Origin of the sequence: Plectonema cf. radiosum LEGE 06105 (assembly GCF_015207665.1) — a bacterium.
GTDB lineage: Bacteria > Cyanobacteriota > Cyanobacteriia > Cyanobacteriales > Nostocaceae > Rivularia > Rivularia radiosa_A.
In genome coordinates this window covers 1-21,984 of sequence record NZ_JADEWL010000091.1, presented here as the reverse complement: position 1 = coordinate 21,984, position 21,984 = coordinate 1, and the positions used below count along the sequence as shown (strand labels likewise).

17 protein-coding genes are annotated in these 21,984 nt (G+C 35.9%); 8 read left to right on the top strand and 9 right to left on the bottom strand.

Annotated elements, in window-relative coordinates; all coding sequences use genetic code 11:
* Window positions 1-7: 7 nt before the first annotated feature.
* The gene (locus IQ247_RS21840; RefSeq protein ID WP_193923268.1) at window positions 8-235 is read right to left on the bottom strand and encodes a type II toxin-antitoxin system Phd/YefM family antitoxin; all 228 of its coding nucleotides are present in this window, start codon (window positions 233-235) and stop codon (window positions 8-10) included.
* A 51-nt stretch (window positions 236-286) separates the two neighbouring features.
* Here IQ247_RS21840 and IQ247_RS21835 point away from each other — a divergent pair, with 51 nt between their 5' ends.
* The 5 genes from IQ247_RS21835 (at window position 287) to IQ247_RS21810 (ending at window position 6,980) form a co-directional block, all read left to right on the top strand.
* On the top strand, window positions 287-595 hold the full coding sequence (locus tag IQ247_RS21835) for a hypothetical protein (RefSeq protein WP_193923267.1): 309 nt from the start codon (window positions 287-289) through the stop codon (window positions 593-595).
* A gap of 355 nt (window positions 596-950) precedes the next feature.
* Window positions 951-1,196: a hypothetical protein gene (locus IQ247_RS21830; protein WP_193923266.1), complete on the top strand. Its 246-nt coding sequence runs from the start codon at window positions 951-953 to the stop codon at window positions 1,194-1,196.
* Window positions 1,197-1,754: 558 nt separating this feature from the next.
* Window positions 1,755-2,462, top strand: a complete 708-nt coding sequence (locus tag IQ247_RS21825) for a hypothetical protein (RefSeq protein ID WP_193923265.1) — start codon at window positions 1,755-1,757, stop codon at window positions 2,460-2,462.
* 704 nt (window positions 2,463-3,166) lie between these two features.
* The gene (locus IQ247_RS32755) at window positions 3,167-6,493 is read left to right on the top strand and encodes a serine hydrolase (RefSeq protein ID WP_228059944.1); all 3,327 of its coding nucleotides are present in this window, start codon (window positions 3,167-3,169) and stop codon (window positions 6,491-6,493) included.
* 307 nt (window positions 6,494-6,800) lie between these two features.
* Window positions 6,801-6,980, top strand: a complete 180-nt coding sequence (locus tag IQ247_RS21810; RefSeq protein WP_193923264.1) for a CAB/ELIP/HLIP family chlorophyll-binding protein — start codon at window positions 6,801-6,803, stop codon at window positions 6,978-6,980.
* A 251-nt stretch (window positions 6,981-7,231) separates the two neighbouring features.
* On the opposite strand, the gene IQ247_RS21805 is transcribed toward IQ247_RS21810, so the two are convergent.
* Window positions 7,232-7,555 (bottom strand): hypothetical protein, encoded by a 324-nt coding sequence (locus IQ247_RS21805; protein ID WP_228059943.1) that lies wholly within the window; start codon window positions 7,553-7,555, stop codon window positions 7,232-7,234.
* A gap of 291 nt (window positions 7,556-7,846) precedes the next feature.
* Between IQ247_RS21805 and IQ247_RS21800 the strand changes: the two genes are divergently transcribed.
* The 3 genes from IQ247_RS21800 (at window position 7,847) to IQ247_RS21790 (ending at window position 12,784) form a co-directional block, all read left to right on the top strand.
* Window positions 7,847-8,152 (top strand): hypothetical protein, encoded by a 306-nt coding sequence (locus IQ247_RS21800; RefSeq protein ID WP_193923262.1) that lies wholly within the window; start codon window positions 7,847-7,849, stop codon window positions 8,150-8,152.
* A 98-nt stretch (window positions 8,153-8,250) separates the two neighbouring features.
* Window positions 8,251-11,646, top strand: a complete 3,396-nt coding sequence (locus IQ247_RS21795) for a non-ribosomal peptide synthetase (protein ID WP_193923260.1) — start codon at window positions 8,251-8,253, stop codon at window positions 11,644-11,646.
* A gap of 46 nt (window positions 11,647-11,692) precedes the next feature.
* Complete coding sequence (locus IQ247_RS21790; RefSeq protein ID WP_193923258.1) at window positions 11,693-12,784, top strand: ferredoxin family protein; 1,092 nt, start codon at window positions 11,693-11,695, stop codon at window positions 12,782-12,784.
* 225 nt (window positions 12,785-13,009) lie between these two features.
* Here the strand turns inward: IQ247_RS21790 and IQ247_RS21785 are convergent, their stop codons facing one another.
* The 7 genes from IQ247_RS21785 to IQ247_RS21755 all read right to left on the bottom strand — a co-directional run.
* A complete protein-coding gene (locus tag IQ247_RS21785) occupies window positions 13,010-13,270 on the bottom strand; it encodes a hypothetical protein (RefSeq protein WP_193923257.1) in 261 nt (86 codons plus the stop codon).
* Window positions 13,271-13,300: 30 nt separating this feature from the next.
* Window positions 13,301-13,741 carry a Tery_1686 family protein gene (locus IQ247_RS21780; protein WP_193923256.1) on the bottom strand — a complete coding sequence of 147 codons (441 nt, stop codon included), beginning with the start codon at window positions 13,739-13,741 and terminating at the stop codon, window positions 13,301-13,303.
* A 681-nt stretch (window positions 13,742-14,422) separates the two neighbouring features.
* A complete protein-coding gene (locus IQ247_RS21775) occupies window positions 14,423-15,097 on the bottom strand; it encodes a DevA family ABC transporter ATP-binding protein (RefSeq protein WP_193923254.1) in 675 nt (224 codons plus the stop codon).
* A 78-nt stretch (window positions 15,098-15,175) separates the two neighbouring features.
* The gene (gene devC / locus IQ247_RS21770; RefSeq protein ID WP_193923252.1) at window positions 15,176-16,399 is read right to left on the bottom strand and encodes an ABC transporter permease DevC; all 1,224 of its coding nucleotides are present in this window, start codon (window positions 16,397-16,399) and stop codon (window positions 15,176-15,178) included.
* A 73-nt stretch (window positions 16,400-16,472) separates the two neighbouring features.
* Window positions 16,473-17,672 (bottom strand): HlyD family efflux transporter periplasmic adaptor subunit, encoded by a 1,200-nt coding sequence (locus IQ247_RS21765; RefSeq protein ID WP_193923250.1) that lies wholly within the window; start codon window positions 17,670-17,672, stop codon window positions 16,473-16,475.
* Between the two features lie 784 nt (window positions 17,673-18,456).
* Window positions 18,457-20,442 (bottom strand): DUF4114 domain-containing protein, encoded by a 1,986-nt coding sequence (locus tag IQ247_RS21760; RefSeq protein WP_193923249.1) that lies wholly within the window; start codon window positions 20,440-20,442, stop codon window positions 18,457-18,459.
* Between the two features lie 805 nt (window positions 20,443-21,247).
* Window positions 21,248-21,984: thioesterase II family protein (locus IQ247_RS21755; RefSeq protein ID WP_228059942.1), on the bottom strand; the 737-nt coding region annotated here is incomplete at its 5' end.

Sequence of the window (21,984 nt, the reverse complement as noted above, 5' to 3'; positions counted from 1 at the left end):
TTTATACTTACTCGCTTAATGCTTCCCACAATTCTGGCATTGGTTCATCAAAATCAGCAGGAATTTCTATTGGCATCCCCCTTAAGAGATAATTCGCTTTTGATAATGATTCTATTTGGCAGGAAACAACGCGAGCAACAGCTACACCATCACGAGTAATAATAATTTCGCTCCCAGTTTCTCTTGCTTCGTCAACCTTCGTTAGTAAGAGTAATATCTGTTTGTTGTATATCAACGTTTTTAATTTCCATAATTTTAAAGTCTATGTACAAACATATTGTAACTTTTGCAGTCGTCACAGAATCGAAATGCAGCGTCAGGCAAAAGCCCCATACAGTTTATATTCACTGGTGGAGCAGGTGCAGACCAATTCTGGATTGCTACTGCCGAAATTCCCCAAGCTGCGAATATTATTACTGACTTTACTTTAAGTGAAGATGTGCTTGGTATTGCTGGTTTAGGTATTGGCTTTGATGATTTAAGTATTACTCAACAGGATGATAACACTTTAATTGCTGCTAATGGTTCCGATTTAGCGATATTGCAAGGAATTGGTGCAACTAGCTTGAATACGGATAACTTTGCGTTTGGTTAGGAAATAGAGCATGGGGCATAGGAGTTAGGAGCAAAGAAAACGGAGGGAGCGGGGATAGAAAATTAATTGTTTCCCCTGCTCCCTGTGCCATCTCTTCCCATCTTCACGCAATCTTCATATAAATACTACTTTTATAAACTTAATTTTATAGTAAAATTCACGTAAGTCATAACTTGAGAAATATTAGCAATAACTGTGAATATACGTTGATCTCATGTCATGATACTTGCAACTTTAAATAACTTTGGTTGAGTTAATTAACGTAAGAATAATTACCTATCCCACTTGCGTATTTAATCAAATGCGCTGGCTTAATTTTAGTTGCAAGCGACAAAAAAATTATCAGGAAAAATTCATGACCATAAGTATTAGTGCCAGTCCTAACGTTTTGATTGAAGAAGAAGGAACCCTTCTGACGCTTACTATAAATTCTAGCGAACCAATTCCCGAAGGTGGATTGGTTCTTACAATTAGTAGCGAGCTTGAAAATGCTCTAGGACAATTTGATGTCCTAGCGACACAAGTTGAGAACGTGCAAATACTCGGTGTAAATGATGACACCAGTGGTTTCCGAATACCCAACAGGAAGATAACACCTTGATTGCTGTAAATGGTTCCGATTTAGCGATATTGCAAGGTATTGGTGCAACTAGCTTGAGTGTGGATAACTTTGCATTTGCTTAAAGAATAAAAGCGGAGGGAGCGGAGGTAGCCGAGGGTGCAGAGGGGGTAATTTCTTCCTCCGCTTCCTGTGCTTCCTCAGCCTCCTCTGCTCTATTCCCATTACCCGTTATCCATCAAAACCTAAAGGTGCGTGAAGACATTATCAACTCATCCATAAAAACAATGATTTGTTAAGGTCTTTACACACCCTACAAGCAATGCCCATTACCTCTTTCTTCAGGTAATCTTTATCAAAAATGACTTTTATAGACTCAAATTTATAGTAGTATTTACGTAAATAAAAAATTGAGAATTTATTGCAACAGTTGTGAAACAAATACACATAATAAATCTCAGCTTATGAGGCTTGTGTTATCAAAGTAATTTGTTAGTGTGTGAGTGTAAAATTTTTATCTAATGACTGGTTGCGTATTAAAGCAAAGATACTTGCACAAGCGATGAGTGACTATTTTTTATTCCAAGGAAGAACTTCAACATGAAATTAATGACAACTTCGGTTCAGAAAACTTTAGAAATTCAGGAAATCGGTATTGTTATTACCGCGAAAAAGCTCAATGTTAGTATATTGAGCGTAGAATTTCTGAAAACTAGTGGAATAATCGCTCAAGAGTGGGAATTACAAAGTAAACCTGTAAAAACTCCATCTGCGGTTCAACTCAGTTTTAAAAATGGTGTTAATTTAGTAGCTCAACCGGGTAGAATTATCTTTTCGGAAACGATTGCTAAAAAAGCGATTAAAGATATTCAAATCTCAGAAGTTGCTGGTAAATACATAGAAAAACTTCCCCATGCGGATTACCAGGAAGTTGTTGTAAATCCTAAGAGTTTGATTGGTTTAGAAAATAGTTTTAGTGACTATATTACTCAAACCCTAATTGCTCCCGGTCCCTGGCAGAATATTGGTAAAGAAAAAATTCAAGCTAGCATCAATTTTCTTTTTCAATTAGAATCCGCACCGTTAAGTTTAAGTATTACCCAAGCCCAAATTAAGCAAGACGAAAAATCTCTTCCTGCTTTGTTATTTTCCGGCAGCTTTCATTACAGAGTAAATAATGATTCGCCAACAGAAATTATTAGTCAAATGGTACAGCATATTAACCAATGGCAGACGAATCTAACAACTTTTAACGAAATAGTGAATCAGAAGTTTTTAGGTCAAGCGGATAGCGTTTTTAACAATTAAACCCGACGACGGGTTTTCATTTCAATGCTGCAAAATGTGCAAAGTTTGCATGATTCAGAATTCGGCGTTGCTGTTAGCGGAGCTTGGCGATAGCCATATCCGGGTATGAATCTAGATTTGACAGACGTAGCACTGCTACGTCTCTACAGGGGTTACGGTTATCCATTAAGTCAATTCCGATAGCAGTTGGAACTCGTTCGCAAGTAGCAAGTAAATCCCCGTATTATTACTTTTTTCCTAGAAGAAGAGTAAACTGACAATTCGCTACTCACTACTCGCTACTGTAAGAATGTCTCTTTGTCTCCCCATCTTCCCATCCCCCATGCCCAATCCTCATCTTCATCTAATCTTTATAAAAAGCTACTTCTGAGAAGTCCAATTTCTAGTAAAATTTACGTAAGTAGAGTTTTGAGATTAATTTGCAATAGCTGCAAGTATAAGGCAATCTCAATTAGTGATGGGGTGTGTTGTGCGATCGCTAAGTTTTCCACAATAATTTTTCGTTATTCCGGTAGATGTAGAGATGCGATATATCGCGGTTTTCGTTTGGGTGTAATACACTGCGAAACCTCACCCCGGCTCCGCCACCCCTCTCCTTACTAAGGAGAGGGGAAGGGGGTGAGGTAATAAGTGTGTTCTATTCAACTGAAAACCGCTATATCTCGTCTCTACATTAGTTTCTGTAATTATTATTTATTTAAATCATGAATCCACAAGTCAGTTTCACCACCGAACCAGAATTATTAATCGAAGAAGAGGAAACGGTTTCTTTACTTAATTTCAACCTCAGCGAACCACCGACCGAGACGGGTACCGTAGTAAATATTAATGCACCGAACTTATCTGAATTTAATTTAACTAAAACTCAAGTAGAAGGAGGTGAAATTACTTTAGAGCCAGAATTACAGCAACAGTTACAGGATGCTTTAAATGGAACTCGTGTAGAAGATGTACCGGGTGCTGCTGTGGCAATTGTTTCTCCTTTCGGAAGCTGGTTTGGAGCCAGTGGTGTTGCTTCCATAGAAAATAATACACCTTTGCAACCAGATGACCGTTTTCAAATTGGCAGCATTACAAAAACTTTTGTGGCTACAACTGTAATGCAGTTGGTTGAGGAAGGTAAGTTAAATTTAGATGATACTCTTACTACTTGGCTACCTGAAAGTATAACTGCTGATATTCCGTCTGCTGAAGAAATTACTTTAGAGCAGCTATTACAACATACAAGCGGTATTGCTGACTATGTTGATGTACTGTTTAACCAAGCTGCAACTAACCCCGGTGTATTTTTAACAGATTGGCAACCAGAAGAATTAGTCGATTTAATTGATAGTGAAGAGCCTTTGTTTGCACCGGGAGAATCTTGGCAGTATTCTAACACCAACTTTATTTTAGCGGGATTGATAGTAGAAGCAGTAACGGGTAATAATATTGCCGCAGAAATTAGAACACGGATTCTTGAACCGTTAAATTTAGAAAATACTTTTTTCGCTGAAGAAGAAGAAATTCCTGGAGGTTACGTTAGCGGTTACTGGGATTTCGATCAAAATGGGACTTTAAATAATATTACCTCAGCTAATCTTTCTTGGACTTGGGCGACTGGTGCAATGGTTTCTAATACCCAAGATTTAGATACTTTTGCTCGGAGTTTATTTAAAGGGGATTTGCTTGAACCCGAAACCTTAAAGCAAATGCTCGATACTACCCCAGCAATCGATTCAAATAACTATTCTTCCTACGGTTTGGGAGTCGGAACCATCGAATCCCCCAATCGTTTCTGGTATATTCATCGCGGTCAAACTTTGGGATATCGTTCAAATATGTGGTATTCTCCCCAAGATGATTTAACTTATATTGAATTAATTAATGGATTTTCAACTGATAATTTAGTCCGCGACCTTTTACCACCTTTTAGACAAGGAATAGCCGACGATAACTTTAACTTTACCATCACCGAGCAAAATGCTCAAATAAGTTTACCAGTTTTAAATGACGGAGAAGTTGAAGGAGAAGAAACCGCAACTTTTACTGTTGAAGCGGGGGAAGGATATGAAGTAAATCCTGATGCTAATAGTGGTACTTTTACTATTGTGGATACAGCAGATGAAAATTCTGGAATCGAACCAATAGTTAGTTTTAGTACCGAACCGGAATTATTAATTGAATCCCAAGAAACAGCTTCTTTACTTAACTTTAGCCTCAGCGAACCACCGTCATCACTAGGAACAACTATAACTGTTAATACTCCTAACTTATCGGAATTTAATCTCAATTCAATTCAAACACAAGGCGGTGAAATTAATCTTAATAATGATATTCAGTCACAATTAGAAACCGCTTTAGCGGAAAAAATTATAGCACAAGTACCGGGAGCAACTATAGCGATTACTTCCCCTTTAGGAAACTGGTCTGAAGCTGCGGGGGTAGCCAATATAGAAAATAATACTCCCCTACAGCCAAATAATCGCTTTCAAATTGGTAGCGTTACTAAGACTTTTACTGCAACTACCGTCTTAAAGTTAGCAGAAGCAGGAAAGCTGACTCTTGAAGATACTCTTACCGATTGGCTACCGCAAGAAGTAACGGCAAATATTCCTTCAGCCGACGAGATTACTATTAGGCAACTACTAAATCATACCAGTGGCATTGCAGAATACGATAGCATTTTATTACAGCAAGCAGTAACTAATCCCACTATATTTTTAAACGATTGGCAACCGGAACAAATAGTAGAGTTAATTGATGGTGTAGAACCGTTTTTTGAACCAGGAGAATCTTGGCAATATTCTAATACTAACTATACTTTGGCGGGAATGGTTATCGAAGCAGCTAGCGATAATAATATAGCTGCCGAAATTAGGTCGCAAATTCTTCAACCTTTGAATTTAGAAAATACTTTTTTTGCAGGAGAAGAAGAAATACCAGGGGGTTACGTTAGCGGTTATTTAGATTTTGATTTTGATGGTATATTAGACGATGTTTCTGTTGCTAATCCTTCTTGGACATGGACTAGCGGTGCAATAGTTTCTAATACCCAGGATTTATCCCAATTTGCGCGAGATTTATACGCAGGAGAGTTACTTTCACAAGAAAGTTTAGCTCAAATGTTTACCTTAGTAGATACTGGTAGAGGATTTTCCTATGGCTTAGGAATGATGAGTTTTGAAACTCCCGACTTAGGAACAGTTGTAGGTCATAGGGGAGGAACTCTCGGCTTTAATGCTAATATGTGGTATTCATCAGAAGACGATTTTACCTATGTGGATTTAGCTAACGGTCGGACTAATGAAGAATTAGTAGTTAATACTATACCTGCATTTACAGAAGGTGTGATTTCTACAGTTGGTAATACTAGTACTTACAGTGAGTTTAACTTTACCATCACCGAGCAAAATGCTCAAATAAGTTTACCAGTTTTAAATGACGGAGAAGTTGAAGGAGAAGAAACCGCAACTTTTACTGTTGAAGCAGGGGAAGGATATGAAGTCGATCCCGATGCTAATAGTGGTATTTTTACTATTGTGGATTCATTATTAGAACCAACATCAGAACCCGTATTTGGTTCCCTTGAAGCAGATATTATTGAAGTTAGCGGTAGTAACAAACTAATTTTCGGTGGTGACTCGGATGATTTGATTGACGCTTCTATCAGCAGTAAAGGTGGCAACCGCATCTATGCCGGTAGCGGTGATGATACTGTAATACTAGGAACCGCCGATAGAATTATTGGTGGTGCGGGTGACGATAAATTCTTCGTTATGAGTGGTGGTGATAATATCATTACTGGTGGAGAAGGTGCAGACCAATTCTGGATTGCTACCGCAGAAATTCCCGACTCCGCGAATATCATAACTGATTTTACTATAAGTGAAGATGTCCTTGGTATCGCTGGAAAGGGTATTGGCTTTGAAGATTTGAGTATTACTCAACAGAATGATAATACTTTGATTGCTGTGAATGGTTCCGATTTAGCGATTTTACAGAGTATTACTGCAAATAGCTTGAGTGCAGATAATTTTGCGTTTGCTTAAATACTTACACTAAAACGGTTCAAAACTGTCATTATCCTACGTCTCCAACACATAATCCTATCCTTAAAACTTGATTATTGAGAAAAATTATAATATAGAATTATTTACAAGTCAGGAAAATTATAACACTTGTAATTTCTCCATATCCAAGGAAAATCATCTCAAATGCTATCCTATTAATAAATTAGATAAATATGAACTATTAGCTATCAATATATTAATAGGTTATAAATACTACTAGACAATTGAGAATTATTTGCTATTATTTTCTGATAAGTTAAAAATTTGTAGTTTAGAGTACCAACAGATGCAAGACACAACTAAAGTAAATGCAGGAATAGAACGCGATCGTAATGCTTGGCTTTGGGGCTTTACTCCTCAAGCAGAGATTTGGAATGGTCGTTTAGCAATGATTGGATTTGTAGCAGTAGCTTTGATTGAAGTATTTACAGGTGAAGGTTTTCTACACTTCTGGGATATTCTGTAAAGCCTAGTCTATAAATTTTGATATTACTTCCATCAACACAGCTATTTCCATGTCGTTAAAGATAGAAACGACATGGGTTTTTTGTATTATGGCTATCTACAAGTTAACTTGATTGTCAATAATAGCAATTAACTAATAAGACAGTCCCTCATGGAAAAATAGCTGTTCCCTATTTTCAAGTTAGGTATTTTGATTAATCTTTACTAGCAATATTTATTGAATTAATATAGCAAGACTTGTAATCCAATTAACTAATTGTTAGTTTCTCCTTTAAAGTCTTGTAATTCTGTTTCTGAAAGATGAAATAGATTACTTTTTGCTTTAGGAAAAAAAGTATTTTTACTAACTTTTTTCGGTTCAAAATCAATACATCCATAAGCTTCTTCCGAACAAGCTAAAGTCGGATTTACAGTACATTTTAGACGATAATCGTTAGTAAAAAAATCGCACTTATAACAGGGAATTTGATGTAATTTTTTGATTTGTTCTGCTCCTTGTTTAAATGCACGAACTACACTCAACGAGAACAAAAGCATCAAAAAGACCCAAAAGCAAACAAAAAATGTAGCTATCATTAATTCTCCTAGTGAGACTCTTGCTGCAAATATAACCAAGGAATTTTGTAATTAGTGTTAGGATTCGCACATATTTATTAATAATTAATATCAATAATTTCTGAGATATTTCCTAATTTTGGTGATTTATATTGGTATGCGTATGCCATTGGATATATAAAAATGCTATTTAAGTTACTCAATCTATAACTTAAGGTAGATTTAAATAAAAAATATTCCTATTAATCTAAACAAAAAACTTAATAAGATTATTTCTCATTAAGTTAAGGACAGTAATTAGGTATACCTACTATGTCAATTCCAACCAACGAACGTCGCGATGATATTATTTACTTTTTGCTCAATAAAGTAAAGCATTCAGAAGAACCTCAAAATATAGAGTACTTTCGCCAAGATTTTGATGGTAAGATAGTAGAGAAAGATGAAGTACTCAAACATTTAGAGTACGTAATGGAAAAAGGTTATTTAAAAGGTGAAATGATGGATGGAGCTAGGGCATCTCAACAAGGAGATGAAGCACCGTTTGCTGTCTGTAAAAATGCAGAAATTACTCAAGAAGGATTGAATGTCTTGAGAACCGATTTTTTTAAAGTGTAGATAGAAAAGTGAGGAGTGAGGAGTTTAATCTTTCATTGTCTTCCCATCTCCTCATTTACCTGTAATAATCATGAATATCAGTAAAAATTAGAACAATTGTGAGTAACAAGCAAGTTGAAGATATTTACCCTCTTTCTCCAATGCAACAGGGGATGTTGTTTCATAGTCTTTATGCTCCGAATTCTGGTGTTTATATCATTGAAGTGAGTTTTGAAATTCACGGGAAGCTAGATATAATTGCATTCGAGCAAGCTTGGCAAGTGGCTATTGACAAATATCCAGTTTTGCGAACGGCTTTTGTATGGGACAAGGTGGAAAAACCTCTTCAAGTTGTAGGAAGAAAAGTTAAATTACCGATTATATTAATTGATTGGTTGTCTCTTGAATTATCAACACAAAACCAACATTTACAAGATTTATTAAAGAATCAACGAAAACAAGGATTTAATCTCAGTAAAGCACCATTATTGAGGTTAATTGTAATTCATAAACAGCCTCATGTTTACCAATTAATTTGGATTTACCATCACTTATTACTTGATGGGTGGTCTGTACCTTTTATACTTCAAGATGTTTTAATTAGTTATAACGCTATTAGCAAGGGTGAAGCTTTATTAAATAAAAATTTAAATAAATCTCGTCCTTATAAGGATTATATCGCTTGGTTACAACAGCAAAATTTATCTGAATCTGAGACATTTTGGCGTAAAAATCTTGCAGGTTTTTTATCACCGACACCTTTGATATTAGATAAAAAATTAAAATCTTCAATCAAACCGAATTCCAGTAATCAAAAACAAGAAATTCAACTTTCATCGGAAATTACATCTAAATTACAAGATTTTGCAAAAAACCATCAATTAACTATTAATACTTTAATTCAAGCTGCTTTTGCGTTAATGTTGAGTCGATATAGTGGTGAAAGTGATGTTGTATTTGGTGTAACTAGTTCAGGTCGTCCGACTACACTGGTAAACTCTGAATATATGGTAGGTTTGTTTATAAATACTTTACCACTAAGAGTTAACGTTGATGGTAAGCAATCGCTGTTACCCTGGTTACAACAACTTCAAAAGCAGCAAATAGAATTACAGCAATATGAATATACTCCATTAGTAGAAATACAGCGTTGGAGCGATATTCCTAGAAGTTTACCTTTATTTGAAAGTATTATTGTATTTGAAAATTATCCTGTAGAAACAACTGTTAAATCGGCAATAAAAGACCTCAAATTACAAAATATCTCTACAACTGAACAAAATAATTATCCTTTAGGACTTTATGTGGTTGTAGATTCCAGAATTACGCTGCGAATATTATATGATAGTTGTCGTTTTGATAATGGAACAATTAGTAGAATATTAAATCATTTACAAACTTTGTTAGCAGGAATACTCTTCGATTCCGAGCAAATTTTATCAGAACTACCCCTATTAACCCCAGCAGAACAACAGCAACTACTCATAGAATGGAACAATACAAACCGCGAATATTCCCATATTTGTATTCATCAACTAATTGAAACACAAGCAGAGCAAACACCAGAAAAAATCGCAGTCGAATTTGAATCCCTACAATTGACATACCAACAATTAAATCAAAAAGCCAACCAACTAGCCCATCACTTAAAATCAATCGGAGTAGAAACACAAACAAAAATCGGAATATATTTACAACGTTCAGAAAAAATCTTAATTACATTACTAGCAATTCTCAAAGCAGGTGGAACCTATATTCCTTTAGATCCAGCTTTCCCCCAACAACGTTTAATATATATGATTGAAGATTCAGGGGTGAATATATTAATTACAGAATCTGGAACCTCACCCCTAACCCCTCTCCTTGATAAAGAGAGGGGAATAATAGTTATTAATCTTGATACTCAATGGGAATTAATTAGCCAACAAACTTCATCAAACCTACCACCTCAAACAACACCCGAAAATCTAGCTTACATCATCTACACATCAGGTTCCACAGGAAAACCCAAAGGAGTGCAAATAATGCACAAATCCTTAGTAAACTGTCTTGAATCAATGCAGCAACAACCAGGAATCACATCAAAGGATACCCTACTATCAGTCACAACATTATCATTCGATATTGCAGCATTAGAATTATATCTACCTTTAATTACAGGTGCGCGGTTAATAATTGCCAGTAAAGAAACTACCACAGATGCAACACTTTTAAAACAAAAATTAGATGATAATCAAGTAACAATTATGCAAGCAACTCCAGCAACTTGGAGATTACTATTAACAGCAGGATGGCTCGGAAATCAACAATTAAAAATCCTTTGTGGTGGAGAAGCTTTAGATAAACATATTGCCGCAGAATTAATTAATCGTGGTCAAGAATTATGGAATTTATATGGACCAACAGAAGCAACAATATGGTCTAGTGTAACTCAAATAACGGGTGATTTTATTAATGATTCTGTTGCGATTGGTAAACCAATAAATAATACTCAATTTTATGTTGTTGATGATTATTTACAACTAGTTCCGATTGGGGTAGTAGGAGAGTTATATATTGGTGGTGTGGGATTAGCAAGTGGTTATTTGAATCAACCTCAATTGACAGCACAAAGGTTTGTTGAAAATTGGTTTAGTATTGAGGAATTAGGATTAATTAACCGCAGCGTTAGCGAAGCGTGTCGCGATAGCGACATAAAGTGCGGTCTTGGGGTCTCCCCAAGTGGAGCAACTTTTCAAGAGAGAGACGCGGAGGGCGCAGAGAAAAGAAAATGTAGAGAGAGTAAGGATTCTAAGTTGTATAAGACGGGGGATTTGGTTCGGTATTTAGCTTCGGGGAATTTGGAGTATTTGGGTAGGGTTGATAATCAAGTTAAGTTACGGGGTTTTAGAATTGAGTTGGGGGAGATTGAAAGCGTTTTATCTCAGCATCCATTGGTAAAACAAGCTGTGGTGAGTTTATATAAGAGTCAAAATAAAAATCAAGATGATCAAAGATTGATTGCTTATTTAATTGCCCAAGAAGAAGTATCAATAACTCAACTACGGCAATTTTTACAGGGTAAGTTACCTGGTTATATGATTCCTTCTGATTATATGATGTTAGAGGAGTTTCCTTTGACTCCTAATCGTAAAGTTGACCGTAAAGCTTTGCCGTTACCAGGGCAAAGTCGTCCAAAATTAGAAAATTATGTTCTACCATCATCGGAAATTGAACGAGAAATTGCTGAAATTTGGCAGCAAGTACTCAAAATAGAAAAAATTGGTATTCATGATAACTTTTTTGATTTAGGAGGACATTCATTATTAATGGTGAAAGTTCATAGTCAACTACGGGAAAAATTTTCTTATAATATTTCTTTAGTAGAAATGTTTCGTCATCCAACTATTAATGCACTTGTTAATTATTTTAGTAATAAGGGTGATGATAATTTACAAAAAGAGAATTTTAGAAATGAGCAGGTTATTGCTGGAAAAGAACGTTTGAAACAGCGTTTGAATAGAAGAAAGAGTTAAGATAATAATTGCAAAAAATCAATAAGTCGCTGCAAGCTTGAAAAATATGCAAAAAAATTCTATTAATGATTGCCGTTATTGTAGCGTTGTTTCTAAAGCTAATGGAGAAGATCCATTGGGTTCAGCAGAATGTTATGACCATTGGTTTGTGTTTGAAGTACCTCGTCCTTGGGGTGATGCGCTTTGGGATTATCCTCCATTAGAGCATTTAATGAAGCTCTCTACTAAATTAATTTTACAAAAAGGAATAATTATCAAAGTCGTCATGGTTGCTCCCGATCAAGAGTATTCCGATTCAGAGCAAATTCGGTTAATTCATTATTATCATTCTAAAAATATGTTTGCCGAATTTGAGAAACAGGAATATCTCTTACAATCCCTTGAACAAGTTATTGATTTACTAAACACGATATTATTTTTACCCAAGCAGTTACATAAATTTAATAATTATTACCAAGAAACAAAACATATTCGAGATATTATTGTTTGTACCCATACTCAAGTCGATTTAGCTTGCGGTCGTTTTGGTACTCCGATTTATCGAAAACTTCGTCAAGATTATACAAGCAAGGCTGATGGTAAACTAAGAGTATGGCAATCTTCTCATTTTGGCGGTCATCAGTTTGCTCCCACTTTGATAGACTTACCTACAGGTCGTGTTTGGGGACATTTGGAATTGGATACACTCGATTCCTTGATTTGGCATCATGGAAACTTGAAAGAATTGCGTCCTTATTACCGGGGTTGGACTGGTTGGGAGAAATGGTTACAAATTGCTGAAGGTGAAATTTGGTTACAAGAAGATTGGCAATGGTTGAATTATCATAAGCAAGGTCGGATTATAGATGTAGGTGGAGTCGGAATTAAAAAATATCTTTTTTCCATCTTAAATTTAATTCCTGCTAAAAGAGCCAGAATAATTTGCGATCGCCTTTGTAAAAAAGCTAGTTGGGTAAAGGTTAGCATCAAATTTGCTTCTCTTGATGCTAGCGTGTCGGGGGAATATACAGCTACAGTTAAAGAGAACGGTCAAGTAATGAGCGCAAAGGATTCAGCAGCATCTCGAGATCAGAAGTTACAATTACAGCCAGTTAAGCAATATCGGGTAACTGATTTGAATCAAAAAATAAATAATTAGGACTTACGCAAGATGTAAGCAAAAACCTGATTCTTGAGTAGTGATAAGCTAAAAAGCATTTTTATCACAAGTAGGTAAGCAAAATTCATTGTATTAAATTTTTTAGCCATAAAGATAAACAAACATCATTAGACATCTGGTGGAAATGAAATATGTGTTAACCGAAACCCTTGTAGAGACGCGAACCCTTGCGTCTCTACATTCTTTATCGGAGATGTCTATTATTTATTTTTTTCCAAAAGAACCATCTGGTAATATAAACAGAGAAACACGACCAATCCAAACTTTTTTGCTGTCTTGTTGATTTATCATATCTTTGATTTTGACTGGCATGACTCCATTAGCAGGAAATGCCCATAATTCCCCATTCCGATAAAAAGGCTCGCTATAACCCTGTTCTTGACACCATTGCTGGCATACATTGTTGATAGCTGTTGCTAAGTCTGGGTATGATAAATCTGAACCAATCCTTGGATTATGAATCATTCTCAAATCTGTAACACCTAAATATTTCAACTACCAACAATTTAAATGTATCGGATGCTTAAATAAAATAAAGATTTGTCTCGCAAAACGTCTAAACTTTTCCTGACAAAAAGAAATCGGTTGATTAACTCCTTCAAATTGCCAATCTCCGATGGTAGAAAAACGCCATTGTTGACGTTGATGATTGTATCCCAAAGCTTCAATTCCAATTATCCGACAATTCGGCGCTAACAGTGTCTCAGAAAAACGAATTTGTATCAAAATACATCGACTATTAAAGCCAAAATCTTCTCCTGGAAACGAAAAACTGATGTCTATAGAATTCGGATCAGTTATTTCTTCAGTTATAGTATCACTCAACCAAGGATTAAAATCAGCAATGCCTTGAGTGAACTCTGTCTTAAAAATTACTTCTAAAGTGGCAATTTTACTAAGGAGTTCAATTGATTTAATTTGTTTGGCAGCATTCATAGATAACTCCAATTCCTGAAATTTAATTCAAATAATTCTCAATAAATTATGCCTTTTTGTGTGCATGACCAGCCCAAATTTCCAAGTCAAGCTAGATTATTTCAATCTTCAAATCCTATTTCAATGATTTTTAACAAAAAAATACAGCCTTGAATTGCATACTGACAAAAGATTTTAACTATTTAGAATACCTTGATAGCAGCTTATACATACCCCAACCCTGAGTCAATATCATCTCATAGTTTACAAGCAGATATGTAAAAAAATTTGATTTGACAAAAATATAATATTGCGATTTAATATCAATAAGTCTGATTCCATGCTCTTAGGTAGACAAATTAAAGCATTCTCATATCTCTTTTGATGAGAATGCTTTAACTTCCATGCTTGTGCAACTAAACCCAAAATTTGGACTACTTAAGAATGGTGTTGGTAAAGTAGCAGATACCCGGTTTTTTGACCGGGTTTTTTAATTCAATGTAAAATTCACCGAACAAGGCAAAAGTAAAAAATAAAAAGGCAAAAGTAAAGAAAAATAAAAATGGTTTAAGCACCATTATTTATTTATGGAACGAAGTAAAAACATTTGTTTCGAGACACGTAGTGCCTTCAAACAATACGTCCTTATCAAATCCCCTTAATTTATTTATGGGGATTATCTTTTTACTTTTTACTTTTTAATCAATTTTGTAATTTACCATCTTCCATGCGAATAATACGGTCGGCTATATCTAAAATGCGGTTGTCGTGGGTGACGAGTAACACCGAACAACCTTCCTCTTTAGCAAGTTTTTGAATAATATCAACTACGTCTCTACCCGTTTTACTATCCAAAGAAGCCGTTGGTTCGTCTGCTAATACTAGTTTAGGTTGAGCAACTAAAGCACGTGCGATCGCAACTCGTTGTTGTTGCCCTCCCGATAATTTTTCTGGGTAAGAGTCAATAAACTCAGTTAATCCTACCGCTGCTAAAATTGCTTCAGCCCGTTTGCGATGTTCCCATACAGGAATAGAAGAGTGCAATTTCAAAGACATTCGTACATTACCATAAGCACTCAAGCACTTGAGTAAATTGTGATGTTGAAAGATGAAACCGATATTATTTCTAATTTTAGTTAACTTGCTTTTAGGAATGCCTTGTAATTCTTGACCGAGAATTTTCAGACTACCATCTTGTAACGAACGCAATCCACCAATCAAAGAGAGTAAAGTTGTTTTACCGCTACCAGAAGGACCAGTTAGAATACAAATTTCACCAGGATTAATATTTAAATTAATATCACTAAGTACAACTTTGCGTAAATTACCTTTACCAAAAGCGTGATTTAAGTTAGATATTGCGACTGTAGGATTCATATTAAGGTCAAAGGTTCAAGGTTAAAGGTCAAAAACTTATAACTAATAACTCATCACTCCTAACTTCTAATTCCTAACTTAAAAAACATCCGCTGGGTCGGCGGAACGAAGTTTACTAGTAGCTATTGCACCGGAAACAACGCACATGACTACAGTTAAAATAAAAACTTGTATGGCTACACTAGCTCTCATTGCGAGAGGAATTTTTGTTAAACTAACTAATAGTTGATAAAGCCCTAATGATGCGATATAGCCGGGAATGAAGCCCATTATAGCTAAGATAACAGCTTCTTGAATTACTACAAATAACAAATAATTATCACTGTAACCCATTGCTTTGAGAGTAGCATATTCTGAAAGATGGTCGTTAATATCAGCATAAAGAACTTGATAAACGATAATTACACCAACCACAAAACCAACGGCTGTACCGAATCTTAAAACAATTCCATTTGGTTCTGATGATTCAAACTTTTGCTCTTTTGTAATTAGTTCTTCACGGGTATGTATTTCTATATCTGGGGGAAGAATGGCTCTTATTTTTGTTTTAACAGTATCAATATTAGCGCCTTTTTCTAAAAAGACTAGACCTATACTTACATTATTAAGAATTCCACTTCCGCGACGTTGAGAGTAATTCCAGTCGCTCATTACCACATTTCCGTTAGTAAATAAAGTGCTACCCATATCGAAAAGTCCAACGATATCAGTTCGATGATTATCTACTAAAGTTGTTACTTTTCCTTGTTGATTATATATTTCTGGAACTTCTCCCAAAGAACTTTGAGATAAGCTGTCATATAATATTGAATTAGGTATCCTTAATTTATTTATTTGTTGTTGAACATCTGGTAAATTCAGAACCTTATTTTTCGCAGGGTTAAAAGCAATAATTCTGACTTGTTTACCGAAACGTTCCATTCTTTTGAGTGAGGAATCATCCTGATTATTTTCTAATAAGAATTCAGGATTTAACCATTCACCCGTATCAAGATAAACGGAAGTTGTATCGGCAACACCATCTACAGCAGAAGCTTGATAAACATAAGCACGGGGGAAAGAAGTATTCCATCGTAATGTAGGACTAAATGAAGAAACTAAGAATAAATCTCCCCCCAAACTTTCATGTAGTTTAGTTGTTCCCTCAGTCAGCATTTTCAATAATCCCACCTGAGTAAACATCAAAATATTTGCAAAGCAAACCCCTGTAGTCGCAACAGCTAAACGTACTTTTTGGTGCGACAATTGCGACCAAGCAAGCGGTATTTCAAAGTTAAATTTTTTAAAAAAAGGAAGTTTCATATAAGAGTTAGGAGTTATGAGTTAGAAATTAAGAGTTTTTTACCTTTGACCTTTGACCTCTAACCTTTGAACTTTAAATACCGATTTCCACACGGACTTGCATTCCTGTTAGATTAGCTACTTTAGCGCTATCTTCTGGTTCGATGCGAATTTTTACTTCTACTACACGAGCATTAACATCAGTTGTCGGATTGTTCTGACCTTGATTAAGTCTTGTTTGACCGATTTGTAAGCCAATTTGCTCTACTTTTCCGGTAATTTCTTGTTGAAAACCACCATATTCGCTGTTAATAGTCGCTTTTTGTCCTACTTTCACTTTTAAAATGTCGCTTTCATAAACTTCAGTTAGTACGTACATTTGCTTAGTTTGTCCGAGTTCTGCGATTCCTTGTTCCGTATTGACTTGTTCACCAACACGAGTATTGATTCTGAGAATCTGTCCCGCTATCGGTACTTTTACTTGGGTATCGTCTAGTTCAGCTTTACGCTGTTCTACTTGGATTAATGCTTGTTCCAACTCTGCTTGAGCGATTTCTACATCTACGGGACGAACTTCTTGTAATTTCTGTAGATTTGCTTGTTCTCTAACTAATTGTGCTTGTAGTACCGACTTGGTATTGTCAAAATTAGCTTGGGCCTGTGCAAAAATTGCACGAGTTCGATCAAGTTCTTCTTGGGCGTTGTCTAGTTCAGAAGTACTAATTGCTCCTTCTTGAGCTAAAGAATTGTTACGCTGATATTTTAGTTCCGCATTACGTAAAGTTGCTTGAGCTTCAGTAATTGCAGCAGCTTTCTCTTTAATTTCACTTTCTAATCTCGCTTCTAGTTCGGAAATTGTTGCTCTTTGTGCTATGATATCTCCCTGCTTAAAGTCTCCTTGCTGGATTTTGAGTAATTGCGATCGCTTTATAGCCACATTCGCCATTGCGTCGCGCAGTTGTTGTTCTGCTCTCTCTTTTCCTTGTAAAATAGCGATTACCTGATTGGGTTTGACAAAATCGCCTTCTTTAACTAGGATTTGATTGACGCGACTGTCACGGGCGTTTACTACAGAAATTTTAATTACTTCTCCTTGAGGAACTATTTTTCCTAAAGCGACTACTTTGGGATTGGAGACAAGTTTGACTTCTGTCGATGGTGTTTGCTGTTTGTCTTGGGCTTGCCCTAAGTTACAAGCCGTAGACACAGTTAAAAGAGCGAGAACTGTTGCTAATTTAATGCACTCAACAAGAATAGATACCCGATTGAAAGCTCTATATTGTGGCTGAAGCATAGTTTTAAGTCAATAAATAGCTGTAAATTCTCGTTCATTTTTGAAGTATTTTTTATATCACATTTTTATTTTTCGAGTCAGAATAAAATAGTTTGTGTGATGGTTTCCGGAGATGCTGCACTTCTGAACTAAATAAAGTATAAGAAAAAAGTATAAGAAAGCAATACTCACGTTTCTCACAAACAAGAAGCAAGTTGGAGTGAGTAGTAAGTAGTGGGAAAATCAATCCCTCACTCAAGTCTTACCACTTACTTGTGAGAAATCCAGGAATCTAAAATTTATGTGGAATCAGCATTTTGGTTTATCCCAATTTAGTTTAATAAAACAAGCTATATCTATTTTAATTGCTGCAAATAGTTACTATATATTGTAGTCTAAAACACATTTTTATTGTATTAGAAAAAAAGAGTAAGAGAAAAAATGAATATTTCTCTTACTTGGTTAAACAGGTTTGTTGAGAAAAATAAATATAAAAATAATTAAGATTTATTTGTCCTCTGTTTCGGTATTATTGCATAATTAAGCCAAATAAAACACTCTATCTATATTACCAATCTAAAAATTTCTAAATTTTTAATGTTTTTAGGTTTTGTAGATAAACCCTATTTAATGTGAATAGTCCTAGGGCAGATGATATTACAGCTAGCTTCTGGACTCAGGAAATAGTAATCGAGGATTCCCGATCAAATTAACGTCTAGTCATGATGAAGAGACGTAGCAATACGCTTTGTCTCCTCAACATAGTTTAGTTATTTAAGATCAGTTACCATTATCGGAACGAAAATCAAACAGTAAAGTTAAATTTGAACACCGCATCATTAAAGTCATTGTCACTAACACCCAAATTTGCAGGTAAGTCTTCAAATCCGAATATACCATTACCCCATGATTTCAAATGATTTGCCCCATCTGGGTTAGCAGCACCAAATGCAAAGTAAGCAACTTGATCATCAACGACAGTTGCAGCATTGTTGTTGGGGTTAATTCGCAAGAACTCTTGTACGCTTAAGTTACCAGCATTGGCGATCGCAAATGGTGCGTATGATTTACCACCTTGAATTATCACATCACCAAATGTAGCGGCAGTGGTATCATTGTTGGGATTGCCACCAAGACGGATCGCAATTCCATCTAGGGCATTTTCCAAAGCCGCACGAGCATAACCTGCATCTCCAGGATTAAAATCAGCAACTCCGTCACCATTAACATCAATGCCGCCATTTTCATCAATAACTTCGTAAAAACCGACTAAGTTATCGAATGCAGCATCAGTGATATCCAGAGCCTCTTGATCTAAGGATGCTTTGACATCGTTGTCTCGTGCATTTCCTAAATCATAAGCAAATTTAGTAACTTCACCATTTGCATTTGCCTCAAATTTGACTTGTACTGGAGATTCTTCGATAGTAAATGTAACTTTACCCTTACTGCTGTCAACAGCGTAGCGTTCACCTTCTACCAAGGCAAAGTTAAAGGTTTCTGTTCCTTCACCAATACCATCGTTGAAAGTTGAAAGTTTAATGCTGGCATTTGAGTTAGTTAAGGTGACTAAGAAACTGCTACCAGTATCATCTCCAACAGTTGGAGTTCCCTGAATTCCAGTAGTTGTAAAAGCTGGCGTACCATCTTCGTTAAACAAATTCAACTCACCTAATGCACCGATTTCGGTACTTTTTACCAGTACAGTCAGTGGTTTGTCAGGAGATACATCAGCGTTGACATTAAAGTTGACAGTAAATTCTTCACCTTCGGTAAGATTAGTTTTATCAACTGAAAGCGCAACAACTGGAGGATTGTCTATAACAACTCCATCAGTTACAGTTACTGTTACTGCTTTTGCTTGTTGATTAAGTTGATAACCTTCACCAGCTAACAAGGTTAGGTCGTAGCTTGTGTCCGGTTCCTTGACTATATCGTCAAAAACGCGCACACTCAAAGATGCGGATGGTTCGGTTATGTTAATTAGAACTGCTCCATCTTCACGGAAATTGCCGACACTAAGACCTTTGACACTATCAGGGTTAGTAAAATCAAAGTTGCTGAAATCTAGCTGATCGATAAATGGTAGTAATTCTCCACCGAGTGCAATTTCTAAACCACCTTCGGGTATTGCACCGTTAACGCTGAAATTAAAGGTAAATAAAGTGCCTTCTTCTTCGTTTAGCGTAGTGGTATTTACGGAGAAACTAACGATAGGACGTTCATCTTCAATAGTCACAGTAATGTAATTGGCATTATTAGCATTTACTTGGTAACTCAAGTTAGCTGCACCAATACCTTGCAATATCGCTAAATCAGAACCATTTACAGCAATTAAGACATTATCTTTCTCTTGAGTAATACTTAAATCTTCAAAATCAATGCCCAAACCAGCGATACCGAGGACATCTTCACCTAAAGCAAAGTCCGCTATGATATTCGCAGAGTCGGGAATTTCTGCTGTAGTAATCCAGAATTGGTCTACACCTGGTCCACCATGCATGATATTATCACCACCAGAGAGGGCGAAGAATTTGTCATCACCTGCACCACCAAAAACGCTATCGCCCGAACCGAGTATGAAAGTATCATCACCGCTACCACCATAAATATCGTTTCCACCTTCACTACTGATAGAAGCGTCAATAATGTCGTTTGAGCTACTACCAAACACTAGTACTAGTTGGTTGCTACCAACGACTTCGATGGTTAACTCTGAAGATTGATCCTCAACAGCAGCCTGAGAATTAGAGGCAAAATCGGTGAAAGTCGAAAGACTAACTTGAGTCACGAGAAATAAGTCTCCAATAATATTACGAGTAGTAAAATCACAAATCTTACAAATGTTGTAGAGGCAAATTTAGATTGATTGTAGTGCTTTACACTACTGAAAGTCAGCGATAGACCCCCGCAAGGGTGGTCACTTAAATCTTCTCAACCTTCAATTGAATTGAAAACGATTGTTTGTATCATTCGGTCTTTGTCTGCAAATTAAGGAAAGCACCCTTAAAATACCAATTAGCAACTATGATATGAACTGGAAAAAGTAATTTCAACGTCTTTTAATACACATACTGATAATTTGCCTTTTTTTTTGACTTTATTGGCGATATTTTTTTTAGTGTTATTACTTAGGTGAGGCTATGGAACGCATTACTCCTAATACGCTCTATAATTCAATACCTTTGAGGAACTTTCACCATCAGGTGTGTCTTTGGCACAACCACAACTCAACATTTTCGAGTCTAGAAAAGTGCTGTTCGCCGAGCTTGCCTGGCATAGCACAATTACGAAAATTTGTGATTGCACTAAATTTAAGATAGACGCGCTTCTACCAATCAAAATTTAAACAGTAAGATGTAATTTTTACAACAAAATCATCTGATTGCAGAAAACCACCACAATTCGATGACTTTTTAGCTGTGATATACGCACTAAAAAGCTGAATTAATAAGTTATCTTAATAGTTTTTGTATTACCGATATTAACACTGATTTTTTCATATAAAAGTATACATATTACAAATATATAGTAGTCTTTTAACTGCGATCGCAATTAAGTTTAAATTGGTTTCCTGATAGATTAGTGCTAGTAGCTTACTGTTTAGTACTTTGAGCGCATTCTGTGTATAAGAGTTGAAGAAGTTGAGAACGTGCGGAATTGAGAAAAAAGTGGTTTCCCGGTAAAATATGCAAATTGAAGTTACTATTCGCCTGCGAACTCCAAGCAGCCATGTCTTCACGGTTAGCTTCGGTATCTTCTAATCCACCAAAAGCTGTAATCGGGCAGTTTAAAGGTGGTTCATCGTAGTAATCGTAGGTTTCAATGACCGCAAAATCCGCCCGCAATGTTGGTAATAATAGTGTCATTAATTCTTTGTTTGTAAGTATTTCTTCGGGAGTACCGTTCAAGCTGCGTAATTCCTCCAGAAACTCAGCATCTGGTAAGTCATGAATGGGCGGTTTGGTTTTAGGAAGTTGAGGTGCGCGGTAAGCACAAACAAATAGATGTTGAGGATACAGTTGATAATCTCGACGCAGACAACGAGTTAGTTCAAATGCGACTAAGCTACCCATACTATAACCGAAGAAAGCAAAAGGTTGGTTGAGATAAGGAAGTATAGCGATTTTGAGTTCTTTTATTAAAGGTTTAAGTCGTGTAAATGCAGGTTCGGTTAATCTTCTTTCCCTTCCGGGTAGTTGAATTAGATAAACTTCAACTATAGGGAATAATTCCTCTGACCAATTGCGAAAACTCAAGGTTCCACCTCCTGCATGGTGAAAGCAAAATAACCGTAGTTTTGCATTGGGATTAGGTTTGGGACAGATAATCA

Excerpts from the sequence above, each read along its gene's own strand:
- IQ247_RS21765 (WP_193923250.1), bottom strand. The coding sequence starts at position 17,672 with ATGCTTCAGCCACAATATAGAGCTTTCAATCGGGTATCTATTCTTGTT.
- IQ247_RS21805 (WP_228059943.1), bottom strand. The coding sequence starts at position 7,555 with ATGATAGCTACATTTTTTGTTTGCTTTTGGGTCTTTTTGATGCTTTTG.
- IQ247_RS21830 (WP_193923266.1), top strand. The coding sequence starts at position 951 with ATGACCATAAGTATTAGTGCCAGTCCTAACGTTTTGATTGAAGAAGAA.
- IQ247_RS21785 (WP_193923257.1), bottom strand. The coding sequence starts at position 13,270 with ATGATTCATAATCCAAGGATTGGTTCAGATTTATCATACCCAGACTTA.
- IQ247_RS21810 (WP_193923264.1), top strand. The coding sequence starts at position 6,801 with ATGCAAGACACAACTAAAGTAAATGCAGGAATAGAACGCGATCGTAAT.
- IQ247_RS21800 (WP_193923262.1), top strand. The coding sequence starts at position 7,847 with ATGTCAATTCCAACCAACGAACGTCGCGATGATATTATTTACTTTTTG.
- IQ247_RS32755 (WP_228059944.1), top strand. The coding sequence starts at position 3,167 with ATGAATCCACAAGTCAGTTTCACCACCGAACCAGAATTATTAATCGAA.
- devC (WP_193923252.1), bottom strand. The coding sequence starts at position 16,399 with ATGAAACTTCCTTTTTTTAAAAAATTTAACTTTGAAATACCGCTTGCT.
- IQ247_RS21825 (WP_193923265.1), top strand. The coding sequence starts at position 1,755 with ATGAAATTAATGACAACTTCGGTTCAGAAAACTTTAGAAATTCAGGAA.
- IQ247_RS21775 (WP_193923254.1), bottom strand. The coding sequence starts at position 15,097 with ATGAATCCTACAGTCGCAATATCTAACTTAAATCACGCTTTTGGTAAA.
- IQ247_RS21790 (WP_193923258.1), top strand. The coding sequence starts at position 11,693 with ATGCAAAAAAATTCTATTAATGATTGCCGTTATTGTAGCGTTGTTTCT.
- IQ247_RS21780 (WP_193923256.1), bottom strand. The coding sequence starts at position 13,741 with ATGAATGCTGCCAAACAAATTAAATCAATTGAACTCCTTAGTAAAATT.